The organism is Achromobacter pulmonis, assembly GCF_002885955.2.
Classification (GTDB): domain Bacteria; phylum Pseudomonadota; class Gammaproteobacteria; order Burkholderiales; family Burkholderiaceae_B; genus Achromobacter; species Achromobacter pulmonis_A.
In genome coordinates, this window is record NZ_POQS01000018.1 from 18,908 (window position 1) to 28,694 (window position 9,787).

13 protein-coding genes and 2 pseudogenes are annotated in these 9,787 nt (G+C 63.9%); 7 read left to right on the top strand and 8 right to left on the bottom strand.

The window, feature by feature from the left end; genetic code table 11:
* The first annotated feature begins 190 nt into the window (after nt 1-190).
* Genes C1I89_RS32890 through C1I89_RS32910 form a run of 5 tightly spaced genes read left to right on the top strand, consistent with a single transcriptional unit; the run spans nt 191 to nt 4,838 of the window.
* Complete coding sequence (locus C1I89_RS32890; RefSeq protein WP_102776337.1) at nt 191-622, top strand: TIGR03757 family integrating conjugative element protein; 432 nt, start codon at nt 191-193, stop codon at nt 620-622.
* Nucleotides 619-1,554, top strand: coding sequence for a TIGR03756 family integrating conjugative element protein (locus C1I89_RS32895; protein WP_102776338.1), 936 nt, complete (start codon nt 619-621; stop codon nt 1,552-1,554). Before C1I89_RS32890 ends, C1I89_RS32895 begins: the two co-directional genes overlap by 4 nt.
* A gap of 8 nt (nt 1,555-1,562) precedes the next feature.
* Entirely contained in the window at nt 1,563-2,960 is a 1,398-nt protein-coding gene (locus C1I89_RS32900) for an integrating conjugative element protein (protein ID WP_181391107.1), read from the top strand.
* Complete coding sequence (locus tag C1I89_RS32905) at nt 2,957-3,307, top strand: hypothetical protein (protein WP_102776340.1); 351 nt, start codon at nt 2,957-2,959, stop codon at nt 3,305-3,307. Before C1I89_RS32900 ends, C1I89_RS32905 begins: the two co-directional genes overlap by 4 nt.
* A gap of 13 nt (nt 3,308-3,320) precedes the next feature.
* The gene (locus C1I89_RS32910; protein ID WP_102776341.1) at nt 3,321-4,838 is read left to right on the top strand and encodes a conjugal transfer protein TraG N-terminal domain-containing protein; all 1,518 of its coding nucleotides are present in this window, start codon (nt 3,321-3,323) and stop codon (nt 4,836-4,838) included.
* Nucleotides 4,839-4,851: 13 nt separating this feature from the next.
* Here the strand turns inward: C1I89_RS32910 and C1I89_RS32915 are convergent, their stop codons facing one another.
* The 8 genes and pseudogenes from C1I89_RS32915 to C1I89_RS32945 all read right to left on the bottom strand — a co-directional run bounded on the left by C1I89_RS32915 (nt 4,852) and on the right by C1I89_RS32945 (nt 7,401).
* On the bottom strand, nt 4,852-5,217 hold the full coding sequence (locus tag C1I89_RS32915) for a DUF3742 family protein (protein WP_102776342.1): 366 nt from the start codon (nt 5,215-5,217) through the stop codon (nt 4,852-4,854).
* Between the two features lie 128 nt (nt 5,218-5,345).
* Entirely contained in the window at nt 5,346-5,774 is a 429-nt protein-coding gene (locus tag C1I89_RS32920; RefSeq protein WP_102776343.1) for a putative toxin-antitoxin system toxin component, PIN family, read from the bottom strand.
* On the bottom strand, nt 5,771-5,989 hold the full coding sequence (locus tag C1I89_RS32925) for an AbrB/MazE/SpoVT family DNA-binding domain-containing protein (RefSeq protein WP_102776347.1): 219 nt from the start codon (nt 5,987-5,989) through the stop codon (nt 5,771-5,773). The genes C1I89_RS32920 and C1I89_RS32925 overlap by 4 nt, the downstream gene beginning before the upstream one ends.
* A 105-nt stretch (nt 5,990-6,094) precedes the next feature.
* A pseudogene (locus C1I89_RS32930) lies at nt 6,095-6,407 on the bottom strand (type II toxin-antitoxin system YhaV family toxin); the annotation flags it as partial.
* A complete protein-coding gene (locus C1I89_RS36085) occupies nt 6,407-6,601 on the bottom strand; it encodes a hypothetical protein (RefSeq protein ID WP_440130682.1) in 195 nt (64 codons plus the stop codon). The gene C1I89_RS36085 and the pseudogene C1I89_RS32930, both read right to left, overlap by 1 nt.
* 3 nt (nt 6,602-6,604) lie before the next feature.
* The gene (locus C1I89_RS36090; RefSeq protein WP_440130683.1) at nt 6,605-6,733 is read right to left on the bottom strand and encodes an AbrB/MazE/SpoVT family DNA-binding domain-containing protein; all 129 of its coding nucleotides are present in this window, start codon (nt 6,731-6,733) and stop codon (nt 6,605-6,607) included.
* 21 nt (nt 6,734-6,754) lie between these two features.
* On the bottom strand, nt 6,755-7,153 hold the full coding sequence (locus C1I89_RS32940; RefSeq protein ID WP_102776344.1) for a type II toxin-antitoxin system VapC family toxin: 399 nt from the start codon (nt 7,151-7,153) through the stop codon (nt 6,755-6,757).
* On the bottom strand, nt 7,150-7,401 hold the full coding sequence (locus C1I89_RS32945) for an AbrB/MazE/SpoVT family DNA-binding domain-containing protein (RefSeq protein WP_102776345.1): 252 nt from the start codon (nt 7,399-7,401) through the stop codon (nt 7,150-7,152). Before C1I89_RS32945 ends, C1I89_RS32940 begins: the two co-directional genes overlap by 4 nt.
* A gap of 573 nt (nt 7,402-7,974) precedes the next feature.
* On the opposite strand from C1I89_RS32945, the gene C1I89_RS32950 reads away from it, so the two are divergent.
* A complete protein-coding gene (locus C1I89_RS32950) occupies nt 7,975-9,000 on the top strand; it encodes an IS110 family transposase (protein WP_102776346.1) in 1,026 nt (341 codons plus the stop codon).
* Nucleotides 9,001-9,318: 318 nt separating this feature from the next.
* Nucleotides 9,319-9,787, top strand: a pseudogene (locus tag C1I89_RS32955) (TraI domain-containing protein); the annotation flags it as partial.

The following is a 9,787-nucleotide window of genomic DNA, read 5'->3' on the forward strand; positions in this document are numbered from 1 at the left end:
CTTGGTATTAGCCAAGGCGCCCCCGGACCTTTCCGGTCGCCGCCAGTCCGCTAGGCGAGTTGCTCGGCCCACAGACGGACGTCCTCGCCCGTCCTCCATGAAATCGGGCAGGCCGCAGTTCCGATTGTTGCTCACGCTCGCGCTGTCCATGCGGTCGACTTAGCGGTAACCCGTTCGATGGTAGCGCGACATGCCAACTTCCTTCTCCCGCCTCTGGCCGGCTGTGCAGTTCATCGCCGGCGTTTACGCCACGCTGGCAGCGCCATTGGCGTTGGCCGATGACGTGATTGTTGTGACCGACAGCCGCCATCCAGTGACCGCACCCGCTAACGCGCGGGTCATCGAACTGGATCGCGCGGCACGGCTGGAGGCCAAGCTGTCCGCGGATCTGCCCAGCGACCCGGAGCGGGCCGCCGCGCTGGTGCAGCAGCGGCTGCGCGACGGCGGCGAAAAGCTGCAACGCGAACTGGCGGCAGCCTACCAAAGCATCGCTGATGCCTGGAGCCTGGGTGTCACCACGCTTCCGGCCGTGGTGCTGAACCAGCGCTACGTACTGTACGGCGAGCCGGACGTGGCCAGGGCCGTCGCCCGCATCGAGGCCTACCGGAGGACGCAGCCATGAAGCGCCTGCTTCGCCTGCGTTCCAGCCTCGCCGCCGCGCTGCTCGGCGTGGCCACGTCGGCCTTCGCCATCAACACCGCCACCATCGTGTCCTCCACGCTGTCGCCCGACTGCCTGGAATACCGCGTCGTCGGCATCTGTTACTGGCTCTACTGCTCCTGGGGCGGCTGCACGGTACGGACCTCGGTCAAGGTCCGCCACTACATCCCCGATGCCGTTGTATCGAGCTACTCGAACACCGGCGAGAACCCCTGGACCGAGGTGAGGGCGATGAGCCTGCCCAACGCCACCGCGCAGGCCGGCGGCGACGGCACGACCAACCAGGACCACGAGAACAACCTCGCCCAATTCAAGAACGCCGACGTGATCGGGCATCCGGGCGGGCACGTGTTCAGCCAGTTCGCCTCCGCCTCTGGCTACACCTGCGAAGGCGCCGGGACGGCGTTCATGCCCTATCTGCTGAGCACGCTCGATACCGTGGCCTGGCGCTACAACGTGCCCGAACTGGTGTATCCCGAAGCGCTGGTGCCGGGTATGCGCGAGATCGGTGCCCGCACCACCGCCAACCTCTGGGGCAACGTCTATCCGCGCGGCGGGCTACTGCACCAGACCGACGGCTACAAGGCCGGTGCGGTGGTCGCACAGCGCGCCGCCGACATCGTCACCCGCCGCGGGCAGATCCACGTTTACCAGCCGCTGCTCGCCAGCTCGCGCGACGGCTACTGGCCGGCCGGCGCGCTCATCGAGGGCGATGCCAGTACCGGCAAGTGGCAGGAGCTGACGCCCACGCTGTCGCGCTCGTGCGCGGTCTTTCCCCATGCCAACCCCCGTGTGCAGGCCCAGCAGGGCGACTACGCCTGGGCCCTGTGGCGCCCGTACAGCTGCTGCCAGCGGCGCGGGCAGGTCTTCCTCGGCAGCACCGACTTCAACTGAGGTCCGTCATGAACCGATCCGCTTACTCGCACCGTGGTCGTTTGCCGCTCGCTCTGTTGGGTGCCGCCTTGGCGCTGCTCTGCGCTGGGGCAACTGCCCAGACCAGCGTGAACCAGTACGGCGTCCAGCAACAGGGCAGCGTGATCGGCGACGACGTGCTCTACAGCATTGGGGGCGGCCGCGCCGTGTCGATGAGCGGCGCGGCCAACATGCGTTCGCTCGGCGTCGGCGTGGGCTGGAACTCGAACCTGATCTGCGGCGACATGTCGATCTCGACGACGATCCAGAACCAGTTGAACGGGCTGACCAATGGGTTCCAAACCATCATGTCCTCGGTGATCCAGAACGCGACCAGCGCGGTCGCCTCGCTGCCGGCGCTGATCATCCAGCGGGCCGATCCCGGCCTCTACAACCTGCTCACGAATGGCGTGTTGCAGGCCCGGCTGGATTTCGACCGCAGCAAGATGACCTGCCGCGCCATCGCCAACCGGATGGCCGACATGGCTGGCGGCCAGACGAGCTGGGACCAGCTCGCCGAGGGCATGGCGCTGAAGCAGGCGGTGGCGAGCACCGATGCCGTCTCGGCCATCGACCAGGCCGAGTCCAGCCGCGGCAACGAGGGGGTGCCCTGGGTGGGTGGCAGCAATGCCGGTGGTGCCGGCCAGCGCCCGGTGCGCGTCGTCGGCGACGTGGCCCGCGCCGGCTACAACCTGCTCAACGGCCGCGATGCCACCGACACCAGTGCCATCGATCCCAACACCTGCAATGGCAACCTGGCCTGCCAGACCTGGAACTCGCCGGAAGCCGCCGCGGCCTGGGCGGTGCGCGTGCTGGGCGAGCAGGAACAACGCACCTGCGAGGCCTGCACCAAGACCACCACCACGCCCGGCGTGGGCCTGACGCCTCTCATCCAGGAAGAGTACGAGACCAAGCTCCAGGCCTTGCAGGAGCTGGTCGCCGGCAGCCGCGCCACCAGCTTCGAGAACCTGCAAGCGGCCAGCAGCGCATCGCTGCCGATCACCCGCGGCGTCATTGAAGCCCTGCGCGACGAACCCGACCAGGACATCCTGGCCCGTCGCCTGGCTTCGGAGGTCGCGCTGTCGAGCGTGTTGGAGAAGGCCTTGCTGCTCCAGCGCACGATGCTGACCGGCCGTAAGGAGCCCAACGTCGCCGCCAATGACCTAGCGCAACAGGCGGTTTCTCGCGAAAGCGACATGCTCGATCGGGAGATTCAGAACCTCACGACCGAGTTGGCGCTGCGCCGCGAGCTGGCAAGCAATTCGCCCAGCGCCATCATTCAGCGGCACAGCACTCGCGCCGCCGGCTCGCGCGGCGTCTACGACGGCGACCCAACCCGCAACCGGCTCGACGAGTTGCAGCGGCCGCCGAGCGGGAACAACCCATGAGCGCCCGCTGGTGGCATCTGCGTTGGCTGTTCAACCGGCGCGTCGGCCTGGCCTTGCTATGGACGTTCGGGCTGCTGGTCGCGGCACTCATCGCCAATGTGGTGGGCATCAAGCTGGCCGGCAGCGCCGAGGCCTGGCAGCGGTGGATGAGCGACCACGCCGGGGCGTTTCTGGCCTGGCGGCTGCTGCTCTACGCCGCCACGGCCTGGGGCTGGCTGTGGATGCGCCGGCGCCTGCATGCCCGCGAGCCGGCAGGCGCGGCACGCCAGCGCCTGCTGCGTGTGGAGATCGGCGCGGTGCTGGCGCTCGTTGCCCTGGAAGTCAGCCAGTTCATGCAGGCCAAGTGACGCGGAGACGGCGATGACCCTCTACACCACCGACTATCTGGAGTACTACCTCACCCTGGTCTCCTGGATCGTCAACAACGGCATCTGGAACGTGCTGGTCGCCAGCGGCGTGTTCGCCATCCCGTTTCTCGCCATCGTCATCCAGGAGTGGTTGAAGGCGCGCAGCGAAGGCGCTGACGAAGGCAACAAGGGCGTGCTCAGTTCGGCCCGCATCGAGAACCGCGTGTTCGTGGCGATCGTGGTCATCATGTTCGCCGGCATTCCCTTCATCGACGTCGATTTCAACACCATCAAGTACGACACCGCGCGCTCAACTCAATGCCAGGTCAGCGTGCCCGAGCCTGGCGAGACGGGCTGGTCGCAGTCGTTCAGCACGCTCAACAACCAGTCAGCCAAGGTGCCGGTGTGGTGGTTCGCCATGCACGCGATCTCGCGCGCAATCACCGGCGCCTCGGTCGCGGCCATTCCCTGCGGCACGGACCTTCGGCAAATGCGCATAGACATCGATGCGACCCGCATCGACGATCCCGTTCTCGCGCAGGAAGTGGCCGACTTCACCCACGACTGCTACGGGCCTTCGAGGGCCAAGCTGTTCATGAGCCGCCCGGACCTCGACGAGGAGCAGATGTACGACGTGACGTGGATCGGCTCGCGGTTCTTCCTGGATACGGCAGGCTTCTACGATACCTACCGTGCGAAGACGCCGCGCGAGGGCTGGCCCTACGACAGCAACCGCGATGCCGGACTGGCCGAGGTGCCCAGTGGCGCGGGCTACCCGACCTGCCGCCAGTGGTGGGCCGATAGCGGCAACGGGCTTCGCGCACGGCTGCTGGCCCAGGTCGACCCCAGCTTGCTGACCCGCATTGGCGGCTGGGCGGGTTTCTTGAGTCGGGACCAGGTCAACGACTCAGTGATCCGCGCCATCGCAAGCCCTCGCCAGCAGAAGCTCAATCGGGGAGCGGTCTACACGGACTACGGTGGCCAGATCAACATGACCTTGCCCAACATCGCCACCCGCGCCGCCAGCGACGTGGGGCTGACCGTCGGGTCGCTGGGCTATTTCCCGGCGATGGACGTGGTGCGGCAAGCGTTGCCGATGGTGCTCGCGCTGCTCAAGATGGCACTGGTCGTGTGCATCCCGTTGGTGCTAGTCATTGGCACCTACGACCTGAAGACCCTGGTGACGGTGAGCGTGGTGCAGTTTGCAGTCTTTTTTGTGGACTTCTGGTTCCAACTCGCGAGGTGGATCGACTCGACGATCCTCGATGCGCTTTACGGTTGGGGCTGGGGCTATAACCGTCCACACACGAACTTCGATCCGCTGATCGGGCTCAACAACACTTTCGGGGACATGCTGCTGAATTTCGTGATGGCGACGATGTTCATCGTGCTGCCGGGCTTCTGGGTGACGGCTTTGGCCTGGGCCGGGGTACGTGCCGGTAACTTCGTTCAGATGATGACGATGGCGACCGATGGCGCTAAATCAGCAGGTTCAAAAGGACCAGGGGTCATTTCCAAGTCGCTCAAGTAATTTTCCCGGCCTACTACTCGTCCTCATAGGGATCACCGATATCGACCCGTATGTCGCCGCGATACAGTCCATAGCCCGCAGGGCCGACGCGCCACTGTGGCTGGTTCTCTTCATCGTCATCCCAGTCCGCATTGCGAGCAACCCAAGCGGCAACGATCGCGAACACCAGCAGCAGCGCCAACCAGAACGCGGCATACAGCAGTACGCCCAACACAACCAGCTTGATGGCCCACAACAGGGCCGTCGCCGCGTCCGCAGGAACACCACGCGCCACCAGCCAATGGACAGCTTTGCGCTCGCAGCGAGCGAAGCCACGCCACATCCGGCCGAAGGCTCGGCCTGCGCGTTCCGCGAAAGTGGTCTGTGCTGCGGGTTTCATGACGGCTACCTCATGATGATCCTATCGGCTTTTCTTCGACTCCTGCCAGCCTGCCGCGCTTCGCGGCTACCAATGTCTCTGAGCCGTCCGGCTGGTTACCATGCCCCAGCATTCGCGATGCAGCTCATTCAGTCGCGCTGACTGCTCGCTGGTCGGCCAACCCACTCGTCGGGCGTCACGATGAGGCTGGGAAACTCGTCCCGCATAGCGAGGAGGTCGCCATCGCCCGTGATGAGCGCCTTCGCTTGGCCGACATAGGCCAGCACCAGGAACACCTGGTCGTCTTCGTCACGGCAGATCGGCAACGAGGGCCACGGCTGCGGTAACTCGACCACGTCGGCGTACGGCAGAAAATCCTCCACCAGATCTTGCTGATCTTCCGCCGTCAACTTGAACTTCGGATACGCGAGTACACGAAGCAGCTCGCTGGCCGTTTCCTTGCATACCAGGGGCCGCAAATTCCCGTGCTGCCAAGCCCGACGCACCCAAGCGAGACGGCCGGACGTAAACAGTAACGCCGAGAGCACGACGTTGGTATCCAGAACGACGCGAATCATCGGCGAGCCCAGGCGATCGCGTCCTCCACATCTTGTTCCGTGATGCCAAGGCGCTGCAACTTATCGCGGACGGCTTGCGCTCGCTGGACCCGTACCGGGGTCAACACGATTCGGCCGTTCTCGACAGCCACTTCGAAGTACTCCGCTGCGTCCACCTCTGAAACCACAGCCTTGGGCAGGGTGATTTGATTCTTGGAAGTCAATTTGGCAAGCATGATCGCCTCCGGAGACTTGGAACAAGGAAATCTTACTTCCTTACCACCGCTGGTGCAAATGCCTGCCCGAATGGACACGCCAATCCCCGCCGTTAGGGTGGTAGGAACCCGGGCGAACACGATCACCTTAGTCTTGGAGTCGTAACGGAAGAACAGCTGAACAGCCGTCCGATCTTTGCGCGCGGCCAGTGGCAGTACGCCGGCCCCAAGGTGTTGCATTGGCGAACTCACCGCGTGCCGGGTCGCTCGGGACGACTTCCATGATCAACTGGCTCAACGCCCGGAACAACTTGGCGTTGGCATTATTCTCGAACCCTTGTGGGTCGTTCTGCTCGGCCCGCTCCGCAGCGGCCCGCAGTTTGCGCAACTGCGCGATCACGCCCTCATGGAACAGCAGCGTCCATCCACGCTGCTGCATCATAGCGCCGCTTCACCGTCAATCTCCTCATCGAGGTCCACCGTATGGCCGGCGTTCGCCAGCATGCTCTGCGCGAGATCCTCCGGCAGCGTCTGGACATGCCGGCCGGCCCGGATATCGGCCTCCAGCAGCGCCCGAAGGGCTCCGATCGCAGGATCTTCGTGCCGCAGGATCTTCGTGCTCGGCGTCGACATGGGTCACGACAACCTCGCCACCGCGCACCTCGAACGCCAGCTTGCCGCCAGCGTCCACGCCTGGCGGATGGGCTTGGGCAGCGTGATCTGGCCTTTGGAGGTCAGCGTGGCAACTTCATGAATGGCAGGCATAAAGACCTTATTCGGGCTCCGTCAGGAGAGCAATTGAGTGGCCTCTCCTTGCTTCTTCAGCAGCGAGACAGCTCTCTTGTCGAAGGAGACGAAGGTCTCGCCACCCAGCCACATGCCTTCGTAGGCAATGACCCCGTCAGCGAAGTCCCCACCGGCTTCCAGCAGTGCAAGCCCAGCTTCGACGGCGGGACGGTTCATGACGACGTTCTCCGTATCGATCAGCGCGCGGATCGCCACGGCGATTGTGGCCGGCTCGAACCCATAGACTCGGCGCAGTATCCAGAACAACTCGCACAGGCACGGCAGGGGCACGGCGATCAGCGTAGCTTCTCGGAGCACCTGGTCGGCCACCGAAGCCTGTTCGGGGTCGTCCCTGACGAGCCCTCGGACGAGGACGTTCGCGTCGACGGTGACTTTCACTGCTCATCCGCCCAGCCGGCCGCCGCCGCCTCGTTCATTTCGTCGATGGTGGCGACCTTGTTGGCCCGGCCGGCGAGAAGTCCAAGAAAGCCGTCGATCGTGCCGGTCGGCTTCGCCGCCCGCATCCGGAGTTCTCCGCCAGGCAGCTTTTCGAGTTCGAGCCGCTCCCCAGGCTTAATCCCGAGGTGTTGCAGCAGATCGCGCTTCAGCGTGACTTGGCCCTTCGTCGTAACAGTCAGCGATGGCATAGCGCTACCTCCATTTGTGCTTCACCAGTGATTGTAATGCAAATTCCCATTACTTTCCACTGGTACCCGTAGGATGTCCAGGCCAAGTACGGATAGCGGTATGGCCCCATCGAAGCCCCCATCCGCATGCGCAGCACATAGTGCATGCGGCGGACGACCTCATAGCCGACCGAACGGCCCAGCGAACCGGGCGCCTCAGCGTCCTGTTCGGCCCGTACATTGGCGAGCCGAGAGGAGGACGTCATCCTGCCGGTGACGCCGATGCCTGCCACTCGGGGCCTCGGCGCTGATGACAAGCGCGTCGGCAGCATAGAACGACGTCTGCGCCGAGTCGCCGTTGATTCCATTTCAGCGTATTCCACATTGACGCTGACAACGCAACGCAGGCCCCGCTATACCTAAACGGTAAAAGGTCAAAGGGTTGAAATGGGAAGGGAACGAGGCGCCAAGGGGAAAGGCCTTACCTCGAAAAATGGTATGGACGCCTCCACCCGCGGCGAACCGCTCAAAAGGTCCGCAGCAAAAGGCGCCGGTGTTAAACCTATCGCTCATCCACCTCATCGGGAGTTCGACATGACCGACAAGCAGACCGTCATCGGTGTTGATATCGCCAAGCGCGTTTTCCAGGTGCATGAAGTCGACTGGCAGACCGACGAGGTCATCAGCGTGCAGTTACGACGTGAGAAATTCCTGGAGCACTTCGTCAACCGCACGCCCTGCCTGATTGGCATGGAAGCATGTGGCGGCGCGCACTATTGGGCTCGCCAGCTTATGGCGATGGGGCATGCAGTGAAGCTCCTGCCGGCAATGCAGGTGAAAGCATTCGTGTATGGCAATAAGAACGATGCCGCAGATGCGAGGGCCATCTGGACGGCTGTTCAGCAGCCGGGGGTCAAGGCTGTTGCCGTCAAGTCGGAGGCGCAGCAAGCCGTTCTTGCGATGCACCGCATGCGTCAGCAACTGGTGAAGTTTCGCACCGCCCAGATCAACGCTCTGCGCGGATTGCTAACGGAGTACGGGGAAGTCATGGCCCAAGGCTTTGCAGCAGTCGCCAAGGCAGTGCCCGGCGTCCTCGCTCGCCTGGTAGACAAGCTGCCGGCGGTACTCATTGATACCCTGCGCGAACAGTTCACAAGGATCTGCGACTTGAACAAGCAGGTGACTGAGATTGAACGCCGCCTTCAGGCGTGGCTCAAGCAGAACGAAGCGTGCCGCAGGATCGCCGAGATTTCGGGGGTAGGTCTGCTGACGGCAACCGCCGCTGTGGCAACGATGGGGAATCCCGCTGCGTTCAAATCAGGGCGTGAGTTCGCCGCATGGCTGGGCCTGGTCCCGCGCCAAGTAGGGACAGGTGGGAAGGTCAAGCTGCTGGGTATCAGCAAACGGGGCGACACCTATCTGCGAACTCTGCTCATTCACGGTGCGCGCTCAGTGCTCTGGAACAGCAAAGAACTGCCGTCATGGGCAGCTTCAGCAACGCGGCATCGGCACGTCAACGTTGCTGCGGTGGCGATAGCGAATCGAACCGCCCGAACGCTATGGGCGCTTCTGGCTCATGGGCGCGACTACGAGCCGAATTACGCAAGCCGACCGGCATAGCCGACGGCTCCCTTTAACTGACTGGGTAGAAATGGATTGCTTACGAGTTCTGCAGGTGCATTGAAATGTGTTGGCAAACAGGTCGGACCGTGATCTGCCAAACCTGGTTTTGGCCTCGGGTTACGAACCCACTCGAAAAATGAGGAGCAGATCAGCGGATTCCATCGGGGCCAGCAGGTATCGACCTGCATGACAGGCCGGATACAAAACTGCAGCCGCATTCTGTTCGACATCACACCGAAAAGCACTTGCAAAACAGGAGGCGTCCATACAAAGGCCAAAAGGCCTCCCGGCCGCCCCCTCCCAGAGGACACCCACATGCTCTCGCTGTTCCAGCGCAAAACGGTTCCAGCCGCTCACGCCTCGCCGCCGACGCCCGCCGCCGGGCCCGTCAACGGGTTCATCCGCCCCCAGTCGGCGGCATCGCTGCTGGCCACGCCGCGCCGGCAGAAGCTGCTGGAACATGTCTGGCAGCGCACCTCGCTATCCCGTAAGCAGTTNTGTCTGGCAGCGCACCTCGCTATCCCGTAAGCAGTTCGCTGCGCTGTACCTTGCCCCGCTGGAGCGCTACGCCGAGCTGGTCCAGCAATTCCCCGCTTCCGAAGCGCATCACCATGCGTATCCGGGCGGCATGCTCGATCACGGCCTGGAGATCGTCGCCTACGCCTTGAAGCTGCGGCAGTCCTACCTGCTGCCCAGTGGCACCACGCCCGAAGACCAGGCTGCGCAGTCCGAAGCCTGGACGGCCGCCGCGGCTTACGCCGCGCTGCTGCACGACATCGGCAAG

What these genes read in the sequence shown, in the direction of transcription:
- C1I89_RS32890 (WP_102776337.1), top strand. Translation starts at nt 191, where the DNA reads ATGCCAACTTCCTTCTCCCGCCTCTGGCCGGCTGTGCAGTTCATCGCC.
- C1I89_RS32895 (WP_102776338.1), top strand. Translation starts at nt 619, where the DNA reads ATGAAGCGCCTGCTTCGCCTGCGTTCCAGCCTCGCCGCCGCGCTGCTC.
- C1I89_RS32900 (WP_181391107.1), top strand. Translation starts at nt 1,563, where the DNA reads ATGAACCGATCCGCTTACTCGCACCGTGGTCGTTTGCCGCTCGCTCTG.
- C1I89_RS32905 (WP_102776340.1), top strand. Translation starts at nt 2,957, where the DNA reads ATGAGCGCCCGCTGGTGGCATCTGCGTTGGCTGTTCAACCGGCGCGTC.
- C1I89_RS32910 (WP_102776341.1), top strand. Translation starts at nt 3,321, where the DNA reads ATGACCCTCTACACCACCGACTATCTGGAGTACTACCTCACCCTGGTC.
- C1I89_RS32915 (WP_102776342.1), bottom strand. Translation starts at nt 5,217, where the DNA reads ATGAAACCCGCAGCACAGACCACTTTCGCGGAACGCGCAGGCCGAGCC.
- C1I89_RS32920 (WP_102776343.1), bottom strand. Translation starts at nt 5,774, where the DNA reads ATGATTCGCGTCGTTCTGGATACCAACGTCGTGCTCTCGGCGTTACTG.
- C1I89_RS32925 (WP_102776347.1), bottom strand. Translation starts at nt 5,989, where the DNA reads ATGCTTGCCAAATTGACTTCCAAGAATCAAATCACCCTGCCCAAGGCT.
- C1I89_RS36085 (WP_440130682.1), bottom strand. Translation starts at nt 6,601, where the DNA reads ATGTCGACGCCGAGCACGAAGATCCTGCGGCACGAAGATCCTGCGATC.
- C1I89_RS36090 (WP_440130683.1), bottom strand. Translation starts at nt 6,733, where the DNA reads ATGCCTGCCATTCATGAAGTTGCCACGCTGACCTCCAAAGGCCAGATC.
- C1I89_RS32945 (WP_102776345.1), bottom strand. Translation starts at nt 7,401, where the DNA reads ATGCCATCGCTGACTGTTACGACGAAGGGCCAAGTCACGCTGAAGCGC.
- C1I89_RS32950 (WP_102776346.1), top strand. Translation starts at nt 7,975, where the DNA reads ATGACCGACAAGCAGACCGTCATCGGTGTTGATATCGCCAAGCGCGTT.